Source organism: Sphingobium cupriresistens LL01 (assembly GCF_001046645.1).
Taxonomy (GTDB): Bacteria; Pseudomonadota; Alphaproteobacteria; order Sphingomonadales; family Sphingomonadaceae; genus Sphingobium; species Sphingobium cupriresistens.
Window position 1 is genome coordinate 2,267,455 of sequence record NZ_KQ130434.1, and the last position, 22,455, is coordinate 2,289,909.

22 protein-coding genes are annotated in these 22,455 nt (G+C 65.4%); 5 read left to right on the plus strand and 17 right to left on the minus strand.

Annotated elements, in window-relative coordinates; genetic code table 11:
• Positions 1-85 precede the first annotated feature (85 nt).
• The 5 genes from V473_RS10915 to V473_RS10935 form a co-directional block, all read right to left on the minus strand.
• Complete coding sequence (locus tag V473_RS10915; RefSeq protein ID WP_066603777.1) at positions 86-1,567, minus strand: M48 family metalloprotease; 1,482 nt, start codon at positions 1,565-1,567, stop codon at positions 86-88.
• 106 nt (positions 1,568-1,673) lie between these two features.
• Positions 1,674-2,618 carry an acetyl-CoA carboxylase carboxyltransferase subunit alpha gene (locus V473_RS10920; protein WP_066603780.1) on the minus strand — a complete coding sequence of 315 codons (945 nt, stop codon included), beginning with the start codon at positions 2,616-2,618 and terminating at the stop codon, positions 1,674-1,676.
• Between the two features lie 10 nt (positions 2,619-2,628).
• On the minus strand, positions 2,629-3,576 hold the full coding sequence (locus V473_RS10925; RefSeq protein WP_408021495.1) for a tyrosine recombinase: 948 nt from the start codon (positions 3,574-3,576) through the stop codon (positions 2,629-2,631).
• 2 nt (positions 3,577-3,578) lie between these two features.
• A complete protein-coding gene (locus tag V473_RS10930; protein ID WP_066603782.1) occupies positions 3,579-5,414 on the minus strand; it encodes a hypothetical protein in 1,836 nt (611 codons plus the stop codon).
• A 5-nt stretch (positions 5,415-5,419) separates the two neighbouring features.
• Positions 5,420-5,608, minus strand: coding sequence for a cbb3-type cytochrome oxidase assembly protein (locus tag V473_RS10935; RefSeq protein ID WP_066603784.1), 189 nt, complete (start codon positions 5,606-5,608; stop codon positions 5,420-5,422).
• Between the two features lie 96 nt (positions 5,609-5,704).
• On the opposite strand from V473_RS10935, the gene V473_RS10940 reads away from it, so the two are divergent.
• Both V473_RS10940 and aroB read left to right on the plus strand, forming a co-directional pair.
• Positions 5,705-6,253 (plus strand): shikimate kinase, encoded by a 549-nt coding sequence (locus V473_RS10940; protein ID WP_066603787.1) that lies wholly within the window; start codon positions 5,705-5,707, stop codon positions 6,251-6,253.
• On the plus strand, positions 6,244-7,353 hold the full coding sequence (gene aroB / locus V473_RS10945) for a 3-dehydroquinate synthase (RefSeq protein WP_066603789.1): 1,110 nt from the start codon (positions 6,244-6,246) through the stop codon (positions 7,351-7,353). The genes V473_RS10940 and aroB overlap by 10 nt, the downstream gene beginning before the upstream one ends.
• 245 nt (positions 7,354-7,598) lie before the next feature.
• Here aroB and rpmE read toward each other — a convergent pair whose 3' ends face one another.
• The 10 genes from rpmE to pyrH all read right to left on the minus strand — a co-directional run bounded on the left by rpmE (position 7,599) and on the right by pyrH (position 16,982).
• Positions 7,599-7,823: a 50S ribosomal protein L31 gene (gene rpmE / locus V473_RS10950; RefSeq protein WP_007709952.1), complete on the minus strand. Its 225-nt coding sequence runs from the start codon at positions 7,821-7,823 to the stop codon at positions 7,599-7,601.
• Between the two features lie 132 nt (positions 7,824-7,955).
• A complete protein-coding gene (gene fabZ, locus V473_RS10955; RefSeq protein WP_452654652.1) occupies positions 7,956-8,396 on the minus strand; it encodes a 3-hydroxyacyl-ACP dehydratase FabZ in 441 nt (146 codons plus the stop codon).
• Positions 8,397-8,437: 41 nt separating this feature from the next.
• Positions 8,438-9,088, minus strand: a complete 651-nt coding sequence (locus tag V473_RS10960; protein ID WP_066603795.1) for an OmpH family outer membrane protein — start codon at positions 9,086-9,088, stop codon at positions 8,438-8,440.
• Complete coding sequence (gene bamA / locus V473_RS10965; RefSeq protein WP_066603798.1) at positions 9,088-11,754, minus strand: outer membrane protein assembly factor BamA; 2,667 nt, start codon at positions 11,752-11,754, stop codon at positions 9,088-9,090. Before bamA ends, V473_RS10960 begins: the two co-directional genes overlap by 1 nt.
• A gap of 88 nt (positions 11,755-11,842) precedes the next feature.
• Positions 11,843-12,976, minus strand: a complete 1,134-nt coding sequence (gene rseP, locus V473_RS10970) for an RIP metalloprotease RseP (RefSeq protein ID WP_066603800.1) — start codon at positions 12,974-12,976, stop codon at positions 11,843-11,845.
• On the minus strand, positions 12,973-14,130 hold the full coding sequence (locus V473_RS10975; protein ID WP_066603807.1) for a 1-deoxy-D-xylulose-5-phosphate reductoisomerase: 1,158 nt from the start codon (positions 14,128-14,130) through the stop codon (positions 12,973-12,975). The genes rseP and V473_RS10975 overlap by 4 nt, the downstream gene beginning before the upstream one ends.
• Positions 14,127-14,906 carry a phosphatidate cytidylyltransferase gene (locus V473_RS10980; RefSeq protein WP_066603810.1) on the minus strand — a complete coding sequence of 260 codons (780 nt, stop codon included), beginning with the start codon at positions 14,904-14,906 and terminating at the stop codon, positions 14,127-14,129. Before V473_RS10980 ends, V473_RS10975 begins: the two co-directional genes overlap by 4 nt.
• A 6-nt stretch (positions 14,907-14,912) precedes the next feature.
• Positions 14,913-15,653, minus strand: coding sequence for an isoprenyl transferase (locus V473_RS10985; RefSeq protein WP_066603812.1), 741 nt, complete (start codon positions 15,651-15,653; stop codon positions 14,913-14,915).
• Between the two features lie 43 nt (positions 15,654-15,696).
• Positions 15,697-16,254: a ribosome recycling factor gene (frr, locus tag V473_RS10990; protein WP_066603815.1), complete on the minus strand. Its 558-nt coding sequence runs from the start codon at positions 16,252-16,254 to the stop codon at positions 15,697-15,699.
• A gap of 2 nt (positions 16,255-16,256) precedes the next feature.
• Positions 16,257-16,982: a UMP kinase gene (gene pyrH, locus V473_RS10995; RefSeq protein WP_066605519.1), complete on the minus strand. Its 726-nt coding sequence runs from the start codon at positions 16,980-16,982 to the stop codon at positions 16,257-16,259.
• Positions 16,983-17,255: 273 nt separating this feature from the next.
• Here pyrH and katG point away from each other — a divergent pair, with 273 nt between their 5' ends.
• Both katG and V473_RS11005 read left to right on the plus strand, forming a co-directional pair.
• On the plus strand, positions 17,256-19,469 hold the full coding sequence (katG, locus tag V473_RS11000) for a catalase/peroxidase HPI (protein WP_066603818.1): 2,214 nt from the start codon (positions 17,256-17,258) through the stop codon (positions 19,467-19,469).
• A 237-nt stretch (positions 19,470-19,706) separates the two neighbouring features.
• Complete coding sequence (locus tag V473_RS11005; RefSeq protein WP_066603821.1) at positions 19,707-20,069, plus strand: c-type cytochrome; 363 nt, start codon at positions 19,707-19,709, stop codon at positions 20,067-20,069.
• 70 nt (positions 20,070-20,139) lie between these two features.
• Here V473_RS11005 and tsf read toward each other — a convergent pair whose 3' ends face one another.
• The gene (tsf, locus tag V473_RS11010; RefSeq protein WP_066603826.1) at positions 20,140-21,072 is read right to left on the minus strand and encodes a translation elongation factor Ts; all 933 of its coding nucleotides are present in this window, start codon (positions 21,070-21,072) and stop codon (positions 20,140-20,142) included.
• A 98-nt stretch (positions 21,073-21,170) separates the two neighbouring features.
• Positions 21,171-21,929, minus strand: coding sequence for a 30S ribosomal protein S2 (gene rpsB, locus V473_RS11015; protein WP_066603831.1), 759 nt, complete (start codon positions 21,927-21,929; stop codon positions 21,171-21,173).
• Between the two features lie 257 nt (positions 21,930-22,186).
• Here rpsB and V473_RS11020 point away from each other — a divergent pair, with 257 nt between their 5' ends.
• The gene (locus V473_RS11020; RefSeq protein WP_066605520.1) at positions 22,187-22,408 is read left to right on the plus strand and encodes a hypothetical protein; all 222 of its coding nucleotides are present in this window, start codon (positions 22,187-22,189) and stop codon (positions 22,406-22,408) included.
• Positions 22,409-22,455: the final 47 nt, after the last annotated feature.

Here is a 22,455-nt window from a genome sequence, read left to right on the forward strand (position 1 = left end):
ACGCTTGTCGAAACAGGGGGCGGCGGAAGCAATTCCGCCGCCCCTTTTCGTATGTGCGTAAGAATGCGTCTTTCGACAAAGACTCTTACCAAGTGACGATCTTCACCCGCTGCCCAGCCCGCAATGTGGCATTCGCGGCCAGTGCGTTCATGGTCAGGAACCGATCGAGCTGATAATCCGAATAGGCCATGCGCTTGGCCATGGATTGCACGGTGTCGCCCGCCTTGACGGTGATGACATCGACGCGGCGCGGCTTGATCCCCGCTGCTTCCTGCGCGCTCAGCCGCTGGACCGACTGCACCATCGCGGTGAAAGGCCCAAGCCCCTGCCCCGCGGGCGTCAGCAGCAGGAAATGATAGGCCTTCCCGCCGCCAAAATCATAAGCAAACACGGTCGCATCGACCTGACTCTGCTGGCTGGTCGCGCGCACGGTGCGCCAGGCGGCCGGGATGCCGTTGATGGTGGTGCGCCGAACCTCGCCCGCGGGCACGCCACCGCCCTCGCCGCCGCCCAGCTTGGCGAACACGCCGTCGATATAGGCGGCCAGATTGCCGGAATAGGCCGCCGCGCCAAATTGCGCCTGTCCGCCCGATCCGGTGATCGACACCGCATCCGCGCCATTTTCCATGCCGAACCCGCTCGGCGCGGCGAAACTCAGCCGCAGGTCGGGATGGCGGAAGCGATTGCCATCGATCACCCCCTGTTTGGGATCGTCGCCATACAGTACGCCGTCCACCGCATTGAGGAAGGCGTCGCGGTTGCGCACCTTGCTGGTCGCGCGAGTCGCGGCGGCGGCATTGGCCGCCCGTTGCACGCGCGACGCGGGATCGGGGTGGGTGCTCGCCCATTCCGGCATCGACCGCGCGCTGCCCGCCACCCGCGCGTCCAGGCTGCTCTGCGCCGCCAGCGACGCCAGCATCCCCGACAGCGCGCGCGGATCATAGCCGCCGCTCGCCAGGTAACGGATGCCCAGATCGTCGGCCTCATATTCCTGGCTGCGTGAAAATTTGAGCGTCAGTAACTGGCTGCCAGTGCCGATCCCCTTCTGGATCAGCCCAGCAAAGCCCGAATCGCCCAAAAACGCTCCCGCCAATGCGCCCAGCAACGCGCCGCCGATCGCATTACGCGTCGCCGCCTTCTGCCTGCGCTGCCCATGCTGGGCCGCGACATGGCCGACTTCATGGCCCAGCACGCCGGCCAGTTCGGCCTCGTCGTTCATCAGCGCCATCAACTGCCGGGTCACATAGACATAGCCGCCGGGGATCGCGAAGGCGTTGTTCACCGGCGAATTGAGCAAAGTGACGGTGAAGTCGCCCTGCGCGTTGGACAGGCCGGACTGCACCGCGATGCGACGCCCGACGCCCTCCACATATCTGGCCTGTGGCCCCACATAGGCGCCGCCAAATTCCTTCAGCAATTCGGGGTGCTGCTTCGCGCCGCTCGCCTTTTCCTGCGCGCTGATCGACGACACGGTGCGAATCGCGCGCTGCTGCCCGATCACAGCCGGTGCGCTTGCCGCGATCGCCAGCACGGCCGCCGCGCCGCCCAGCTTCATCTTCCAGTTCATAAACCCTCACCCATTGCCGTTACCCCCACGTAACGAACAATCATGGCGAGGCGTTCCCGGAAAAGCGAGCGACACAACCGTCCAATCGCCCGTCATGGCGAAAGCCTTACGCCCCGATGGCGAGGAACTTGTCCGCCCGGTCGGTGCGCAGCGCGTCCGCGCCCAGCCCGTCGAGCGACGCCAGTTCCGCGTCGATCGCCGCGCCCAGATTGGCGATCGCCGTCACCGGATCGCGATGCGCGCCGCCCACCGGCTCCGGCACGATCCGGTCGATCACGCCCAGGCCTTTCAAATGCTGCGCCGTCACCTGCATCGCCGTCGCCGCGTCGCTCGCCTTGTCGGCGGTGCGCCACAGGATCGACGCGCAGCCTTCGGGCGAAATCACCGAATAGATGGCATGTTCGAACATCAGCACGCGGTTCGCCGCCGCCAGCGCGATCGCGCCGCCGGAGCCACCCTCGCCCACCACGGCGGCGATCATCGGCACGCCCAGTTTCAGGCAGGCTTCGGTCGACCGGGCGATGGCCTCGGCCTGCCCGCGCTCTTCCGCCTGCACGCCAGGAAATGCCCCCGACGTATCGACCAGCGACACGACCGGCAGGCCGAACCGGTCGGCCAGTTCCATCAGGCGGATCGCCTTGCGATAGCCCTCCGGCTTGGCCATGCCGAAATTGTGGCGCACACGGCTGGCGGTATCGTCGCCCTTTTCATGGCCGATCACCATGACCTTGCGCTCGCCCAGCATCGCGAAGCCGCCTATGATCGCCTGATCGTCGGCAAAGGCGCGGTCGCCCGCCAGCGGCATGAAATTGTCGAACATGCCCGCGACATAGTCCTTGAAGTGCGGGCGTTCGGCGTGTCGCGCCACCTGCGTCTTCTGCCACGGCGTCAACTTGGCATAAGTGTCCGACAACAGTTTGGCGGCGCGGCTTTCCAGCGTCGCGATCTCGCCGTCGATGTTGATGTCCCCCACGCTGGCGGTGGCGCGCAGCTCGACGATGCGCGCTTCCAGCTCCGCGATCGGCTTTTCGAATTCCAGAAAGCTTACCATGGCCGGAGCGTTAAGGCGCTGGCGCGTCGCCGTCAACGCGGGGATGCGGGAAGTTCGCGCTCATGCCCGCCAGCGGGTGGCGGCTGTTGACCAGTTCGACCAGCCGCCGGCTGTCGACATGGGTATAGATTTGCGTGGTGCCGATATCGGCATGGCCCAGCATCATCTGCAACGCGCGCAAATCGGCCCCGCCTTCCAGCAAATGGGTGGCGAACGCATGGCGCAGCACATGCGGGCTGACCCGTTCCGGCGCGATGCCGCTGGCCGCCGCCAGCGCCTTGACCAACTGATAGAGGCGAATACGGCTCAAATGGCTCTTCCCCGACGGGAACAGCCACGCGCTATCTGCCGGCACATGCGGGAGCCAGGCGGTGACGGCGGCCCGCGCCCGGTCGGAAATCGGCACCAGCCGCTCGCGCGCGCCCTTGCCCTTCAGGATCAGGAAGGGCCGATCCGCCGCCAGCGCCCGGCGCGGCAGCGACATCAGTTCCGTCGCGCGCAGCCCCGACCCGTAAAGCAGTTCGATCAAGGCCGCGAGCCGCAGGTCCGCCGCCGCAGGATGCGCGACGTCCAGCCGCTCGGCGATATGGGCGAAGAAACGATCGACCTCCGCCACCGACAATATCTTGGGCAGCGCCCGGCGCGTCGTCGGCCGCGGCAGCGCGGCGGACGGATTGTCGCCACGCAGCCCCTCCTCCTCCAGAAAGGCGTAGAAAGCCCGCAGCGCCGACGCCTTGCGCGCCACCGATGAAGCGGCGAGGTCGGCCCAGGCCGCCGCCAGCGTCCCCAGCCCATCCTTGTCCGCCCCGGCCAGCCCGCCCAGCAGATCGCCCGCGCCCGTCAAATCGGCGCGATAGGCGAGCAAAGTATTGCGCGACGCGCCCCGCTCCGCCGCCATCATCTCCAGGAAGCGATCGATCAGGATGGCGTCATCCTGTCCCACGTCATCCTGTCCCATATTCAGGTGCGACTGATCGCCTCGGCCGCGATCATCCGCGCTTCGGGGTCCAGCCCGACGCGATGCAACGCCGCCACGACATGATAGAGATGCCCGGCCGGCAGGCGGCTCCAGTCATTACCCTGCATACCGACCGCCGCCAGCAACGCCACGGTGCCCTTCTCGCCCCGCTGCGCCGCCGCGCCGATCGCGCGCGCCCAACGGCTGTTCGCGCCCAGCGCAAAGCCGTTATCCTGCGCCAGCGACGCGGCATCCTCACCCGACAGACGCGACAGGCCGGCCAGCGCCGCGATCAGCATCCGGCCCTTCTCCACGCCGACGTCGCCGACATAGCCCGACACCCGGCTGCTGTTGATATCCACCACCGGGCTCGGCGCGCCGACCGCCAGCAAGGCCCAGAATTGCGACGCGCCCGCGCCGTCCAACTGCCCGATCGCCCGCGCCCAGCGCGCGGCGTTGCGGTCGTATCCGGCCGCGAGCATCGCCGCGACCAGATTGGCCGCATCCTGCGCATCGGCCTGCGCCACCGGCAGCGCCGCTGCGGCCCGCGCCGTCGCGATCAGGCCCAGATAATCGGGCTTCGCGCCGTCCTGCCACCATGTCCGCATCGCGCCGATCCGGTCGCCCACGGTCGATCCGGCATAAGCGGTGCGCAGCGATTCGATCCGGTCGGCGGCATCCGCGGGCGGATCGCCGTCAGTGCCCATCTGGCCATAGAAGCCGACCAGCGCCGCGCTGGACAGCACGCCCAGCCGCGCGGCGATGTCCACGCCCGGCCGCCGCTTGACCGCGCTCAACGCCGGCGCGCGCGCTTCCCACGCGCGGACATGCGATCCGACCGTGCCATATAATGCGTCAGGTATCTCGACGTTCAGCGCCGTCGCCAGCCCGAATCGCCACGCCGTCAGCCGATCAACCCCGTCCCATTCGATCTTCACCGACCGGCGCGCATTGAATCCGGTGCCGACCACCTTCTCGGCCAGTCGATAATCGATGCCGCGCACGACCCCGCGCCGCTGCGCCTGGTTCAGCGCGCCGCTCGACGTCCCCTGGTCGCCCGACAGCGCCGGGCAGATCGCCCGCGTCATGTCCCAACCCGGTTCCTTGCTGAACCGCAGGGCGCCTGCCGACAGCGGGCACAGGCCCGCCGGATCGGCCGTCGCCAGATAGGTCTGCATCGCGATCGCATAGAGGCGCGGCGAATAACGGTCAGGATCGACGCTCTGCACCATCAGCCGGGCATTGTCCGCCTCGCCCATGCGCAGCAGCAGCCAGGCACGCTCCGCCGTCCAGTCCGCCCCGTCAATGTCGCGCGGCGTATCGACCGCGCTGAGCAACGCCCGGCGCAGCAGGATGGAGGCCCAGCGCGACACGATCGGCGCATGCGTCTGCTTCATCAGCGTGGCCAGATATTTGCCCGATTCGCCGCCGAATGCGTCCGGCTCGAACCCGCGCGTCTGCGGCGTCAGTGGCCCGATCCGGTCCAGCGACCGGCGCGCCGTGTCGGGCAGGTCATATTTCGCCTTCTGCGCCGCCAGTTCTTCGGGCGTCATTTCGGCCTCGGCGGCGTTCTGCGCCGCGTCCACCAACGACAGGTCGGGCGGGGTCGCCGGGTTGAGCGGCTGCACCATGGGGGCCGCGGGGGGGGCCGCGGGCGCGCCCGACACCGCCGGCGCACCGGGCGTGGGCCGCACCGGCGGCGGCGCGGGGGCTTCGGGCGCATCGCCGAAACCGGGCGGCAGCAGCGATTCGGGCGCCTGCTGCGCGACGACAGGCAGCGTCAGGGCCAGCGCGAAGCTGCCCAACGCCCATTTCGCATTACCGCGCGGCCAGCGCATCCGCCTTACTGGCCCAGCTTCTCGGCGGGGATGACCTTCTCGACGCGCTGCTGCGGCTGTTCGCCCCCGCGCGACCAGAAAAAAGCCAGCAGGGCGATGACCAGCACGACCAGCGCGATGGGGATGATCGGCAGGCTGGAGCCACGACGACGATTGCCGCCCTCAAAACTGCTGAAGTTGCGATTATTCTTCATAGGTCCTTGGCTATAGCTGGCCGGGCGTTGAAGGCCGGGCGACAAAGAAAGATGCGATTTGCCTCTGTGACGGCTGGCTGTATAGCCCCGCAAGCCATGCAGCGAAACAGCAAAATCCCGCAGAGCCAGGCCCGGCGCGGTCCCATCGTCCTGGTGGGCATGATGGGCGTGGGCAAATCCACGGTCGGCCGCCGCCTTGCCGCGCGTCTGGGCCTCCACTTCGTCGATGCGGACGAGGAGATTGAGAAGGCCGCCGGCATGACCGTGGCGGAGATTTTCGAACGCTATGGCGAATCCTATTTCCGCGACGGCGAACGCCGCGTCATCGCCCGGCTAATGGACGGCGCGCCCAAGGTGATCGCGACGGGCGGCGGCGCCTTCATGCAGGATGAGACGCGCCGCCTGATCCTGGAAGCCGCCACCGCCATCTGGCTGGACGCCGACATCGACATATTGGTCGATCGCGTCGCCCGCCGCGAAAGCCGCCCGCTGCTCAAGAATCGCGACCCGCGGGTCGTGCTGACGGAGCTGGCCGCGGTCCGCAACCCCGTCTACGCGCTCGCGCCCATTCATGTGAAAAGCATCGCCGCCCCGCATGAAGTCGCCGTCGAACGCATAATGGAGCAATTGACCGCATGGCATTAGTCCGCGTCGCGCTGGGTGCGCGCAGCTATGATATCCTGATCGAACAGGGCGCGCTCGACCGCGCCGGCGATACGCTCGCCCCCTATGCGCGCAAGGGCCGGCTGGTTGTCGTCACCGACGCCAATGTCGCGGCCGCGCAACTGCCGCGCCTCGACGCCAGCCTGCACGCCGCAAACATCGCGGTCGAACCGATCATTTTGCCGCCGGGCGAACAGACCAAGAGCTGGCGCCATCTGGAGCAACTGCTCGACGCGCTGCTGGCCCTGGAGATCGAACGCGGCGACCATATCGTGGCGCTGGGCGGCGGCGTGATCGGCGACCTGGTCGGCTTCGCCGCCTCGATCCTCAAGCGCGGCTGCCACTTCATCCAGGTGCCCACTACCCTGCTGGCCCAGGTCGATTCGTCGGTCGGCGGCAAAACGGCGATCAATGCGAAGGCCGGCAAGAATCTGATCGGCAGCTTCTACCAGCCAGCCCTGGTCCTCATCGATCCCTCGACGCTCGACAGCCTGCCCCCCCGTGAAACCCGCGCGGGCTATGCCGAAGTCGTCAAATATGGCCTGATCGACGATCCTGAGTTCTTCGACTGGTGCGCCGCCAACGCCCAGGCGCTGCTGGCCGGCGACCCCGACGCCCGCACCATCGCGATTCAGCGCAGCGTGCAGGCCAAGGCCGCGATCGTCGCCGATGACGAGCGCGAAACATCGGGCCGCCGCGCCCTGCTCAATCTCGGCCACACCTTCGGCCATGCGCTGGAGGCCGACACCGGCTTTTCTGACACGCTGCTCCATGGCGAGGGCGTCGCCGCCGGCATGGCGCTCGCCTTCCGCTACTCCGCGCGCCTTGGCCTTTGTGCGCAGGCGGATGCCGACCGCGTCACCGCGCATCTCAAAGCCGTCGGCCTCCCCCATGACCTCGCTACCGCCCATGTGCGCGCGGGCGGCGCGGCACTGGTCGGCCATATGCTGCATGACAAGAAAATGGCCGCCGGCACCCTCCCCTTCCTCCTCGCCCGCGGCATCGGCCAGACCTTCCTGTCGAAGGATGTGGCGCTGGACGATGTGGCCGCGTTCCTGGACGCGGATCGCACGGCGGCCTGAGACAAGATTTCAGCCACGGCCCCGCCAGCAACATCGCTGACATTTCCCTGCATCATTCTACGCCCAGAAGCCTCCTCGTCAGCGGCGCCCTACACAGATCCCCCTTCTGTCGCCGCTGATCCTCCCCTGAACCTCGGCCTCCAGCTTTTTGCTGGAGGCCCTTTTTTCCCGCCCCCCCCCCGGAAAATACAGGCACAAAAAAGGGCGCCTCGCGGGCGCCCTTTCGTTCAACCATCGAAGGCCGATTATTTCTTCAGCGTCAGACCGCCGAAACGCTTGTTGAAGCGCGCCACCTGGCCGCCGGTGTCGAGCTGGCGGTTGCCGCCGGTCCAGGCCGGATGCGACTTGGGATCGATGTCGAGCGCCATCGTGTCGCCTTCCTTGCCCCAGGTGGAGCGCGTCTGGAAGGTGGTGCCGTCGGTCATCTGGACGGTGATCAGATGGTAGTCGGGGTGGGTATCGGCCTTCATGGCATATGCTCCGTAATGTGCCGGTTCCGACCGGCTGTGGATGCGTGTAAAATAGCGAAGGCGCGCCGTTAGCGGGTTCGGCGCGCCTTGGCAAGAACAAAGCCCCGGCGCGAACCGGGGCGCTGGGCATAATCAATCCTTGGGCGGATCGCTGATCATCGCAACGAAATTGGCTTCCGCCGCCAGCTTGCCCTCGATCATCGCCTTGCCGCTGAACTTGCAGATCGCGCCGCGATTCTGCGTCACTTCCACATGCAGGTCGAGCAGGCAGCCCGGCTCCACCGGCGTGCGGAACTTCGCGCCGTCGATGCTCATGAAATAGACGAGCTTGCCCGAATCGGCCAGGTTCATCGATTCCACCGCCAGCACGCCCGCCGCCTGCGCCATCGCTTCCACGATCAGCACGCCGGGCATGATCGGCCGGGTGGGGAAATGCCCCTGGAAAAACGGCTCGTTCACCGACACCGCCTTGATCGCGTGGATCGACTGGCTGGGCACCAGCGTCACCACCCGATCGATCAGCAGCATCGGATACCGATGCGGCAGCGCGGCCATGACCCGACGGACATCCATCGGGCCACGCGCGGTCGTTTCAACCTCTCCCGTCATTTTTATCAGCGCGACTTGGGCGCCTGCGCCGGGGTCGCCGGAGCGGGAGCCGCCTGGCCCTGACGGCCACCGGGCTGCCAGCCGGCGGGCGGGGTGATCGACGCGCTGGGGACCAGGGCGTTCAGTTCGGTGGTGACGGCAGGAGTGATGTCCGCGCCCGCGCCGAAGCTTTCGGTCGCGGCCTTCTTGAACACGATTTCCGACTTGGTCTTGGCGGTCGCGGCCTTCAGCGCGTCGTCCAGCTTGGCGACGATCTGTTCCTCGACATAGGCGCGGGCCAGGCTGATCGGCTGGCTCATGCGCTGCAATTCGGCCTGACCGGCCTGCTGGGCCTGCTGATATTGCTGATACTGGGTTTCGATCGCCGGGGTCGGCTTGTTCGCGGCGGCCTTCAGCGCGGCCTGCAGGGCATCACCCTTGGTCTTCAGGTCCGTTTCGATCGCGGTGCGGCGCGTGTTCAGCGCGTCGATCTGCGGCTTGTAGGTGGTCTGCATCTGGCTGATCGCGGTGGTGAAGGCCGTGCTCTTGGCGACGGCTTCCTCCAGGTCGACCACGGCCAGGCCCTGCTTGGTCTGGGCGACGGCCGGAACGGCGGTCATGGCGATGGCGGTCATGGGCGCGAAAACGAGCGCTGCGGCCTTGAAAATCGTCTGCATCAGAATTGAGTCCCTACGTTGAAGGTGATGAGCTTGTTGTCGTCCCCTGGTTCTTTCAACAGGGCCTTGGCGATGTCGATGCGGAACGGGCCGAAGGGCGAGTTCCAGTTGACGCCAAAGCCCACCGACAGACGCGGCTTGAGCGTGTCGCCGAGATATTCTTCCACGAAATTGCCGCCGGAGAAGCTGTAGTTGGTCGGGCAAGTCGGCGCATAGGGCGTGCCCCCGGCCTTGACCGTGGTCGTTCCCGCTGCGCCGGTTCCGGGTGCGCAATAGCCGGCAAAGTCGATCGTGCCGGGATTCTTCAATCCGGCGACGGCGCCTGCATCCATGAAGATCGAAGGCCGCAGACCCATTTCGCGCGCGCCCGACCCCAACGGAATTTCGATTTCGGCGCGGGCGAGATAATAGATCTTGCCGCCCAATGCGTCGTCGGAAACATTGTTGTTGCCGTTGCTCTTGACGTAGCCGGTGGTAGTCCCGGCTTCGTTGGTTTCGGCCGTCAGATAATAGCGCTTCACGCGTGGGCCAACGCCGCGAATGTCGAAGCCGCGGAACTGCGGTTCGCCCAGGAAGAAGCGGTCGGTCAGGCGGATCTTGTCGACCAACTGCCCCGTCGAATCGCGTCGTTCCCCTTCCAGGCTGTGGATGTAACCACCCTCGCCCGACAGCGAGAAGATGAAGCCGCTACCCAAGGGCACATATTTGGACGCGGACAAACGGGTGCGGACATATTTCACGCTGCCGCCCAGACCCGCGAAATCCTGGCTCAGCGTGACATTCTGGCCGCGCGTCGGACGGATGCGGTTATCGCGCGTGTCGTAGATCAGCGAATAGCCGAGCGAAGATGTCGTGCGCTTGCCGATCGCGTCGCACAGATAGCGGCCCGCCAGCAGCGGATCGCACTCGGTCGTGCCATCGCCGTCCGTATCGGAATAATAAGTATCCTTGTCGAGCGTCACATCGTCGAAATTGAGGCTGTAGCGCAGCGCCAGCGACATATATTCGGTAATCGGCACGCCCGCGCGCAACTGGAAGCCGGTGGTGGTCTGTTCGTAGGTCGTGTCGCGATCGTTATTGGTCAGATAGCGGAAGCTGTTCAGGTCGCGACGATAGATGTCGCCGCCCAGCGCGATATTCTTGTCCATGAAATAGGGTTCGGTGAACCCGACCTCCACCGACTTGCTATAGGCCGAATAATTGACCGAGGTACGCAGTTCCTGGCCCTTGCCGCGGAAGTTGCGCTGCGTGATCGATGCCGACACGATGAAGCGTTCCAGCGAAGAAAAACCGGCCGACAGCGACAATTCGCCGGTCGATTTTTCCTGCACATTGGTTTCCAGGATGATGCGGTCGGGCGCGGAACCGGGCTTCTGCTCGACGTCCAGCTTCTCCTGGAAGAAGCCAAGCGAATTGATCCGGTCCTTCGACCGCTTCACCAGGAAGCTGTTGAAGGCGTCGCCTTCGGCCAGGCGGAACTCGCGGCGCACGACCTTGTCCTGGGTCAGCGTATTGCCGTTGATGTCGACCCGCTCGACATAGACACGCGGCGCGTTGGCGATGCGGAAGTTGATCCCCATCGTCAGCGATTCCTTCTCGCGATTGAAGTCGGGCGACACGTCGGCGAAGGCATAGCCGAACAGGCCAGCCGTCTCGCTGAGCGTATCGACCGTGTCCTCGACCTGCTTGGCGTTGTACCAGTCGCCCTTCTTCATCGGCAGGCGCTTGGTCAGCAAATCGCCCGACAGGTCGCGAATGTCGGATTCGACCTTCACGTCGCCGAATTTGTAGCGGTCGCCTTCTTCCACGACATAGGTGATGATGAAGTCCTGCTTGTCCGGCGTCAGTTCCGCCACGGCGGAAATCACGCGGAAATCGGCATAGCCTTCGGTCAGGTAGAATTGACGCAGCTTCTGTTGATCATAGGCCAGGCGATCAGGATCATAGCTGGTGCCCGACGAAAACAGGCGGAACCAGCGCGACTGCTTGGTCACCATCTGGCTGCGCAGTTCGCCGTCCTTGAACTTGTCGTTGCCGATGATATTGATCTGGCGGACCTTGGACTTGGGCCCTTCCGAAATCTCGAACACGATGTCGACGCGATTCTGGTCCAGCTGCACCATCTTCGGCTCGATCGTCGCGGCGAAGCGGCCCTGGCGGCGATACAGCTCTACGATGCGGGCCACGTCGGCGCGCACCTTGGACCGGGTGTAAATCTGGCGCGGGGCCAGTTTGATTTCAGGCCGGATCTTGTCTTCCTTCAGGCGCTTATTACCTTCCAGGACGATACGGTTGATGACCGGGTTCTCCTTCACCTCGACGGTGAGCGACCCATTGTCGTTGCGAATCTGGACATCGGAGAACAATTCCGTCTCGTACAGGTCGCGCAGGCCCTGATCCAGGCTCTCCTGGCTATAGGGCTGGCCGATGCGCAGCTTCGTGTAGGACAGGACCGTGTCCGGCTCCAGCCGCTGCGTGCCGGTGACTGTGATCGCGCGGATCGTGCCCTGGGGCGCGGCCACGACCGGGGCCGGGGTGGATGCCGGGGCCGCCAGCGGGGCTGCGGGCGCCTGCTGCGCCATCGCCGGGACCGCGGGCAGGCCCGCGATCATGGTCGTCGCCAAAAGGGCGGCCACGACCGGGCGCTGCCTCAAGCTGCTCTTCATCGCTGTCACCCGCTTCACCTCAAAATTCCGATACAATGTTTCCGCCGACACAGACGACGCCAAACCGGGCTTCCCTGCCCGATGCGCGTCAACCGATCAAGCCGGACAGGCTCTTCCACAGCCCGAAAGACGACAAATCGTTGAAAGTCACCAGCAGCATCATCGCCATCAGCACCGCCAGGCCGGACCGATAGGCCCATTCCTGCGCCTGCGCGCTGACCGGCCGCCGCTGCACCGCCTCGATCCCGTAAAAGAGCAGATGCCCGCCATCCAGCATGGGAATTGGCAAGAGGTTGATGAACCCCAAGTTAATCGAGATGAGCGCGGCGAAGAAGATGAAGCTTTCGATGCCCAGCGTCGCCGCCTGTCCCGAAACCTGCGCGATCTTGAGCGGCCCGCCCAACTCCTTGACCGAACGGCCGCCAGTGAATATCTGGCCCATCGTCTCGACCATCGTGCGCACGATTTGCCCGGTGCGCTCGACCGCGACGACCGGCGCGCGCAGCAGGCTTACCGGCTCGACCACCGGATCGCCGGGGGCCAGGCCCAGCCGACCGATCTGGAACGTGTTGCCGAACCCGTCATCCTCGGTGACGCTGCCGATCTTGCCGTCGCGGGCGAAGGTCTTGCCGTCGCGCTCGATCACCATCGCCACCGCTTCGCCGGGGCGGATCTGCGCATAGAGGCGGATATCGTCGAAGGTCGCCATGTCACGGCCGCCCAGCGACACGATGCGGTCGCCCGCCTTGATGCCCGCCGCCGCCGCCGCGCTACCCGGCTGCACCATGCCCGCCACCGCCGGCGTCCGGCTTTCGCCATGGACGAAGGCGAAGGTCGCCAGAATTAGGATTGCGAACAGGAAATTGATCGCCGGCCCGGCCGCGACGATCGCCGCCCGCTGCCACAGCGGCTTGGCGGGAAAGCTTTCCGCCCGGTCCTTGGCCGACATTTCCAGCCAGGCCGGATCGGTCATGCTCGCCGCGTTCATGTCGCCCTTGAAGCGGACATAGCCGCCCAGCGGCAACGCCGCGACGCGCCAGCGCGTGCCGCGCTTGTCGACCCAGGCGAACAGCTCCGGCCCAAAGCCGATCGAGAACGCCTCCGCCTTCACCCCGCACCAGCGCCCGACCAGATAATGGCCCAGCTCATGGACGAAGACGAGCGGTCCGATGACCGCCACAAAGGCGAGTGCGGTCAGCAGGAAACCGGGATTGTGGATCAAGCCGTCAATCTTTCCATCACTTGGCCCGCCTCCATGCGCGCCCGGCCGTCAGCCGCCAGCACATCATCGATAACGGAGGGCGTCGCCGCGCTATAACGGTTCAGCACATCCTCTACAATCATGGCGATATCAAGGAAGCCGATCTGCCCGGCCAGGAAAGCGGCGACCGCCACTTCATTGGCCGCGTTCAAAATCGCGGGTATCGCCCCGCCCGCTTCGGCCGCCTGCCGCGCCAGGCGTAGCGCCGGAAAGCGTTCCATATCAGGCGCTTCGAAATCGAGCCTACCGATATGTGCGAGGTCCAGCGGCTGGCATGGCGTCGCGATCCGCTGCGGCCAGGCCAGCGCATGGGCGATTGGAATCCGCATGTCGGGCGACCCCAACTGCGCCAGCGTCGACCGGTCGCGATATTCGACCATCGAGTGAATCACCGATTGCGGGTGAACCAATATCTCGATCCGGTCGAGGCCGACAGGAAACAGATGCGCCGCCTCGATCAGTTCCAGCCCCTTGTTCATCATCGTCGCGCTATCGACGCTGATCTTCGCGCCCATCGACCAATTGGGATGCGCCACCGCCTGCGCCGGGGTGATGTCGGCCATCTCCGCCCGGCTGCGGGTACGGAACGGCCCGCCGCTCGCGGTCAGGGTGATCCTTGCGACATCGTCCAAGCTACTGCCGGCAAGGCACTGGAAAATCGCATTATGCTCGCTGTCCACCGGCAGCAATGTGGCGCCGGATGCGGCCGCGGCCTCCATCATCAGCGCGCCCGCCGACACCAGCGACTCCTTGTTGGCCAGCGCCACCGTGCGCCCGGCCTTCAGCGCCGCCATGGTCGGCCGCAAGCCCGCACAGCCCACGATCGCCGCCATGGTCCAGTCCGCGTCCATCGCCGCCGCCTCGACCAGCGCCTCCTCGCCCGCCGCTGCCGCAATGCCCGACCCGGCCAGCGCCGCCTTGAGCGCCCCATGCAGCCGCGCCTGCCCGATCACGGCGACCTGCGCGCCCGTCTCGCGCGCCAGGGCCGCCAAACTGTCCACATCGCTGTTCGCGGTCAGCGCGACGACCTTATAATCGTCGGGCGCGCGCCGGATCAGGTCCAGCGTCGACAAGCCGACCGACCCGGTCGCGCCGAATATCGAAACCCGCTTCATCCGCCCTGCACCAGCAGGATATAGAGCAAGGCCGCCAGCGGCGCGGCGGTCGCCACCCCGTCCAGCCGGTCCATCACCCCGCCATGGCCGGGCAACAACGTGCCGCTATCCTTCACCCCCGCTTTGCGCTTCATCCCGCTTTCCAGCAGGTCGCCCAGTTGCGCCGCCACCGCCAGCACGCCGCTCGCCGCCGCCAACTGGATCGGCAGGTCGGCGAAGCGATGCAGCAGGAACCCCAGCACCAGCGCCGCCAGCACGCCGCCCGCCAGCCCCGCCCAGGTCTTGGACGGGCTGACCCGTGGCGCGAGCTTCGGCCCGCCGATCGACCGGCCGGCGAAATAGGCGCCGATGTCCGTCGCCCACACCAGCCCCAGCGTCCAGAAGGCCAGCAACAGCCCATAGGCATAGGGCGCCTGCCCGCGCAGGAACAGCAAAGCCACGATCGGCAGGCAGACATAGGGGATGCCCAGCGCCAGCTTCAGGCTGCGGCTGGTGAACAGGATGAAGAAGAATGCCGCCGCGCCTGCGACCAGCACCGGCCAATCGATCCCGGCGGCATAGGGGCATAGCAAGGCCAGCGGGATCGACACGGCGAACATCGCCGCCTTGCGCTGCTCCGGGGTCGCCCCGGTCAGGTCGCCCCATTCGCCCTGCATCAGCACGCCCGCCACCACCAGCAGCGTCCAGAAGATCAGGCCGCCCGACAGCAACGCGCCCAGCGCCACCGCGATCAGCGCGACGCCCACGATGCTGCGGGTCCGCAATTCGCTACTCATGTCAGATCACAATCCGCCGAACCGGCGGTCCCTCAATCGGAAAGCGTCCAGCGCCTGGGCCAATGCCCGGCCGTCGAAATCGGGCCACAGCATGTCGGTGAAATACAGCTCGGCGTAGGCCGCCTGCCACAGCATGAAATTGCTCAGCCGCTGCTCGCCCGATGTGCGGATCATCAGGTCCAGCGGCGGCAGGTCGGCGGTATAGAGCGCGCGATCGATATCCGCCGCGCCAATCGCATCGGCCGCAATCTCGCCCGCCGCCGCCCGCGCCGCCAGCGCCTGCACCGCCTGCACCATCTCGTCCTGCGCGCCATAGTTGAGCGCGATCGCGACGATCGGCCCGCTATTGCCCGCCGTCCGCGCCATCGCGCTTTCGATCAGCGTCACCAGCGAAGGCTCCAGCGCGCGATAATTGCCGATCACCCGCAACCGCACGCCATGCCCATGCATTTCGTCGATATCGGACTGGATGAAATGGCGCAGCAGGCCCATCAGGTCCGCTACCTCGCTCGCCGGCCGTTTCCAGTTTTCGGAGGAAAAGGCATAGAGCGTCAGGCATTCCAGCCCCAGTTCCTGCGCCGCCCGCGCTACCTTGCGCACCGCTTCCACGCCCGCGCGATGCCCGGCCACGCGCGGCAGCAGCCGTTTCTTGGCCCAGCGGCCATTGCCGTCCATGATAATCGCGACATGGCGCACGCCATGGACAGGCGCGACGCTGGTCAGATCGGGCTTGGCTTGTGTGGCCATCAGGAAGACATGCGTGCTTTGGCCGCGAAAGGAAAGCCCCGGCTTACTGGCCGAGGATTTCCTTTTCCTTCGACGTCGCCAGAGCATCGATATCCGCGATCGTGGAATCGGTCATCTTCTGGACTTCGGTTTCCAGGCGCTTGCGCTCGTCCTCGCTGATTTCGCCCTTCTTCTCGTCGGTCTTCAGGCTGTCCATGCCGTCGCGGCGGACGTTGCGCACCGCAATGCGCGCGCCTTCGGCATATTTGCTGGCCAGCTTGGCCAGTTCCTTGCGACGCTCTTCCGTCAGGTCTGGAATCGGCAGGCGCAGCGTCTGGCCATCCACGATGGGGTTCAGGCCCAGGCCAGCCGACCGGATCGCCTTATCGCACGGCCCGACATTGGTCTTGTCCCATACCTGCACCGACAACATCCGCGGTTCGGGCGCGGAGACGGTCGCGACCTGATTGAGCGGCATGTTCGCGCCATAGACGGTGACCATCACCGGATCGAGCAACTGGACGTTGGCGCGGCCGGTGCGCAGACCGGTCAGGTCGCCGCGCAGCGCTTCGATCGCGCCGGCCATGCGGCGCTCAAGGTCGGATTTGTCATATTGGGCCATGATTAGCTCTCCTGATTCTGGACGATCGTCGCGACACCCTGCCCGGCCAGCACCGTGGCCAGATTACCGGTTTCGCGGATGTTGAACACGACGATGGGAATGTCATTTTCGCGGCACAGGGCGATGGCGCTCGCGTCCATCACCTTGAGATTGTCGTTCAATACCTGATCGAAGCTGATGCTGTCGTAACGGATCGCATCGGCGACCTTCTTGGGATCGGCATTATACACGCCATCGACGCTGGTGCCCTTGAACAGCGCGTCGCAATTCATTTCGGCCGCGCGCAGCGCTGCGGTCGTGTCGGTGGTGAAATAGGGGCTGCCGGTGCCGGCCGCGAAGATCACGATCCGGCCTTTCTCCATATGCCGCTCCGCCTTGCGCCTTATATAGGGTTCGCATACCGACGCCATCGGAATCGCCGACTGGACTCGCGTGTCGTAACCCAGCTTCTCCAGACCATTCTGCACGGCCAGCGCGTTCATGACGGTGGCCAACATGCCCATATAATCGGCGCTCGCCCGGTCGAATCCCGCCGCAGCCCCCGCCAGGCCACGGAAGATATTGCCGCCGCCCACGACGACGCAAATCTCGAAACCGGCATCCTTGGCCGCCGCGATCTCGCCCGCGACACGGGCCACGGTTTCCGGCTCGATGCCGAACTGCCCCTGCCCCATCAGCACTTCGCCGGACAATTTCAACAGGATACGCTTGTAGGCGGGCCGGGTCATGAGCGGTCTGATATCCTTTTGCGATTGGCGGAAAGCGGCGCGGACCTTAGTCGCGCGCAACCGCAATGCCAAGCGGCGTTTGCGCCGATCCGCCGCCCTGCGCGCAAAAGGCGCAATCGCCAGGACATGATGGGGACATGCTCATTGCGTGGCCGTTCCGATTGATCGCAGCACTCAATCATTGTGACCTGATCAATCAATTGTCCGTCTTTCCCACCAGCCCCTATCCGCCTGCAACGGCACTCACGCCTGCATGAACAGGGAAACGATGACATGCGTCGAACATCCACATCCATATTGGCGCTGCTGTGCGCCGCCACTTTGACGCCCGCGCTGGCGCAGGAACCCGCGCTTCCCACCGAACCAGCCGCGACCACGTCACCGCGCTGGTGGCCCAATGTGCTAGACCTGACCGCCCTGCGCCAGCATGAGGCGCAATCCAACCCTTATGGCGCGGACTATGACTATGCCAAGGAATTCGCCTCGCTCGATCTCGACGCTGTAAAGGCCGACATCCGCAGGGTGCTGACCACGTCGCAACCCTGGTGGCCGGCCGACTATGGCCATTATGGCCCCTTCTTCATCCGCATGGCCTGGCACAGCGCGGGCACCTATCGCGTGGGCGACGGGCGTGGCGGGTCCGATGGCGGCGAACAGCGGTTCGAACCGCTCAACAGCTGGCCCGACAATGTCAGCCTGGACAAGGCGCGCCGCCTCGTCTGGCCGATAAAGCAGAAATATGGACGCAAACTCAGCTGGGGCGACCTCATGGTCTTGTCCGGCAATGTCGCGCTGGAGGATATGGGCTTCAAGACCGTTGGCTTTGCGGGCGGTCGCGTCGATGCCTGGCAACCGGACGTCGTGTTCTGGGGACCGGAAAAGAAGATGATGGGCACCGACCGCTCCAACCCGGACGGCTCGCTCAAACGGTCGCTGGCCGCCACCACCATGGGCCTCATCTATGTCAATCCCGAAGGACCGGGCGGCAATCATGATCCCATCGGCGCCGCGGCCGACATCCGCCGCGCCTTCGGCCAGATGGCGATGGATGACGAAGAAACCCTCGCCCTGATCGCGGGTGGCCACACCTTTGGCAAGGCCCATGGCGCGCGCAAGCCCGAAGACTGTCTCGGCAAGGAACCCGCGGCGCTCGGCGTCGAAAATCAGGGGCTGGGCTGGCACAATAAATGCGGCAAGGGCCATGCGGAAGACACGCTGACATCCGGCCTGGAAGGCGCCTGGTCGGCCACGCCGACACTGTTCACCACCCAATATATCGATAATCTGCTGAACTTCGACTGGGTCAAGACCAAAAGCCCGGCCGGCGCGACCCAGTGGATTCCAACCGATCCCAACGCCGCCGCCCTGGTGCCCGACGCGCATCTCAAGGACAAGCGCCACGCGCCGATCATGTTCACCACGGACATCGCGCTCAAGGAAGACCCCGGCTTCCGCAAGGTGCTGGAAAGCTGGCAGAAGAATCCCGACCTGTTCGGCAAGGCTTTCGCCCGCGCCTGGTTCAAGCTGACCCATCGCGATCTGGGGCCGCAGGCGCGCTATCTGGGTAAGGACGTCCCCACCGAAACCTATAGCTGGCAGGACCCGCTGCCCAAATCCACAATCGCGCCGATCGGCGATGCGGACCAGGCAAAGCTCAAGGCGATGGTGCTGGCGTCGGGCCTGACGACGCCTGAATTGGTGCGGACCGCCTGGGCCTCGGCCGCGACCTTCCGCAGCACCGACATGCGCGGTGGCGCGAACGGCGCCCGTCTCCGCCTCGATCCGCAACGCAATTGGGCGGTCAACAACCCGGCGGAACTGGCCAAGGTGCTCACCAAACTAACGGCGGTGCAAAAGGACTTCGCCAAGTCGGGCCGGCAGGTGTCGATGGCCGACCTCATCATCCTGTCGGGCAATGCCGCGATCGAACAAGCGGCAGCCCGCGCGGGCCATCAGGTGCGCGTGCCCTTCACCCCCGGCCGGGTCGATGCGGCGCAGGCCCAGACCGATGTCGCCTCCTTCGCCTATCTCGAACCCAAGGCGGACGGCTTCCGCAACTTCTACACGCCAAAGGCGGAAGTGGGACCGGCCGAAGCGCTGGTGGACAAGGCGGATGCCCTCAATCTGACCGTGCCGGAAATGACCGTGCTGGTGGGCGGGATGCGCGCGCTGGGCGCCAATGCGGGCGCCTCGAACGCGGGTATCTTCACCAGCCGCCCCGGCACGCTCAGCAACGACTTCTTCGTCAACTTGCTGTCGATGGACACGGTGTGGGAGAAGTCGGCGGCGAACCTGGCCCTGTATGAGGGCAAGGATCGCGCAACGGGCGCGGCCCGCTGGACGGCGACCCCTGTCGACCTGGTCTTCGGGTCGAACTCCGAACTGCGCGCCGTGGCCGAAGTCTACGCCTCCAGCGACGCCCAGCAGAAGTTCGTCGACGATTTTGTCGCCGCCTGGGTCAAGGTGATGAACGCAGACCACTTCTAGAGTATGACGCCTTTAGTCCGTTCGTTCTGAGTAGCCATTGAGCGAAGTCGACATGGCGTATCGAAGGATCGCGCGCTGCGCATAATGCCTCGATACGGGTCTTCGGCAAGCTCAACCCCTAATCAGCACGAACCGGATGGATCACCTCATTATCATCACGCTCTAAGCCTCTGGCGGGGCGGCGGCCGGGCCTGTGGTCCGACCGCCGCCCGCACCTTCTATCACGGATTCCCGACCATGATGCTTCGCTATCCCGGCGCCCTCGCCCTTTGCATCGTCCTGCTTGGCGTCACGCAGCCGACTTTCGCCCAGCCGCCTGCCGATTTCGCTATCTGCGCCGCCTGCCATGCGACGCAGCCGGACAAATCCAGCTTCGGTCCCAATCTGCGCGGCGTCATGGGACGCAAGGCGGCCTCGCTGCCCGGCTACGCCTATAGCGACGCGCTGAAAGCGTCGGGCGTCACCTGGAACGCCCGGACGCTCGACACATGGCTCACCGGCCCGCAGGCGATGGTCAAGGGCACTCGAATGCCCTTCGCCGGGCTGCCCGATCCCGCCCGGCGGCAACGGCTGATCGCCTATCTCGCCACCCTGCGATAATCCGGCCCATCAACAAAAAAAGGGCGCCCCGCAGGACGCCCCTTCCTTTGACCTATGGTCTGTCTCGCGATCAGACGCCGGCGGCCGCCGCGACTTCCGCTGCGAAATCGCTGACTTCCTTCTCGATGCCTTCGCCGAGCTGGAAGCGCACGTAGCTCTTGAGCGCGATCGACTTGCCGGCTTCCTTGGCGGCTGCGGCGATCACGTCCTGCACCGGGGTCTTGCCGTCCATCACGAACGCCTGCGTCAGCAGCGCGCTGTCCTTGCGGAACTTCTCGACCGGGCCGTTGATGATCTTGGCGGCGATCTCTTCGGACTTGCCGGCGATCTTGTCGGCATTTTTTTCACGCGCGATCGCGGCTTCGCGTTCGATGATCGCCGGATCGATGTCGTCGGCCGACAGGGCCAGCGGGAACGCGGCGGCGATGTGCATGGCCAACTGCTTGCCCAGCGGCTCCAGCACATCGGCAGGCGCATCGCCTTCCAGCGCGACCAGCACGCCGATCTTGCCCAGGCCCGGCGCCGCGGCGTTGTGGACATAGGAGACGACGACGCCCTGGCTCACTTCGACCTGCGCGACGCGGCGGACATTCTGGTTCTCGCCGATGGTGGCGATGTTGGCGACCAGCTTTTCAGCGACGGTGCCGCCCGACGGATAGGCCGCGGCGGCCAGCGCTTCGGCATCGGTCGCGCCGTTTTTCAGCGCGATCGCCGACACGGTGCGCACGAAATCCTGGAACTGGTCGTTCTTGGCGACGAAGTCGGTTTCGCTGTTCACTTCGACGGCGACGCCCTTGGTGCCCGAAACGGCGACGCCGACCAGGCCTTCGGCGGCAGTGCGGCTCGACTTCTTCTGCGCGGCGGCCAGGCCCTTGGCGCGCAGCCAGTCGGTCGCCGCTTCGATGTCGCCACCGGCTTCGGTCAGCGCCTTCTTGCAATCCATCATGCCCGCGCCCGAACGGTCGCGCAGTTCCTTGACGGCGGCAGCGGTAATCTCGGCCATGTATCGGCTCCTAAAGTTCGATGTTTCAAATATGCGGGAGGGCGCGTCTCCACAAAGAGCGCGCCCTACCCTGTCATTCTTGCAGTCGTGCGACGCGCTTAGGCTTCAGCGACGACTTCTTCGGCCATCGGCTCGTCCATGGCGCCCATGTCCACGCCCGAAGCCTGCTGCGCGCCACGGTTGCCCTTGGTGGCGGCGGCGGCGATGGCGTCGCAATAGAGGCGGATGGCGCGGCTGGCGTCATCGTTGGCGGGCACCGGGAAGGCGATGCCGTCGGGCGAGACGTTCGAATCGAGGATCGCAACGACCGGGATACCCAGCGTGTTGGCTTCCTTGATCGCCAGTTCTTCCTTGTTCGCGTCGATCACGAACATGACATCGGGAATGCCGTTCATGTCGCGGATGCCGCCCAGCGACATTTCCAGCTTCTCGCGCTCGCGAGTCATCTGGAGCACTTCCTTCTTGGTGAAGCCGTGGGTATCGCCCGACAGCTTTTCCTCAAGGGTCTTGAGACGCTTGATCGAACCCGAAATCGTCTTCCAGTTGGTGAGCATCCCGCCCAGCCAGCGATGGTTGACGAAATGCTGGCCCGACTTGCGCGCGGCGTCTGCGATCGGATCCTGCGCCTGGCGCTTGGTGCCCACGAACAGCACCTTGCCGCCGGCGGCGACGGTGCCCGATACGAAGTCGAGCGCGCGACCGAACAGCGGAACGGTCTGCGACAGGTCAAGGATGTGGATGCCGTTGCGCTCGCCGAAGATATACGGCTTCATGCGCGGGTTCCAGCGATGGGTCTGGTGGCCGAAATGGGCGCCAGCCTCGATCAATTGGTGCATGGTGACGACAGGGGCCGCCATAATAGTTTCTCCTTCCGGTTTGACCTCTGGGAATCAGGAACACGGGGAACAGCCTGAAAGGCGTCTCCGGCACCGGATATGTCGATTCCCATGTGGAATGGTCGCGCCTTTAGACGCGGAAAAAAGCAATTGCAAGGGTTGACGACGCCCCGCAAATGGAACATAAGGAGAACATACGGAACAAATAGGGTTAACGCCCGTTAGAACCGTCATAATGGGACATGCCGTGCAAATGGCAAGATGGAAAGTGATGGATGATGTTCACTCTAATTGCAGCGACCCTGTTCTCCGCCGCCTTCCTTCTGGCCATGGGCACCATCATGTGGATGTTCGCCCATTATCATGACAAGATGGTGGCCGCGCTCCAGTTCGAGCCAATCCCTCATAATCCGCCGGTCTATCATCTGCGCATCCGCCGCCCCCGCGCCGCGCAGCCGACACGCCGAACCGCGCTGCCGCTTGGCGCCATGGCCGCCTGAATAGCCGGACGCATTTCCAGGCACATCCCAAATGCGTTCGGATGAGC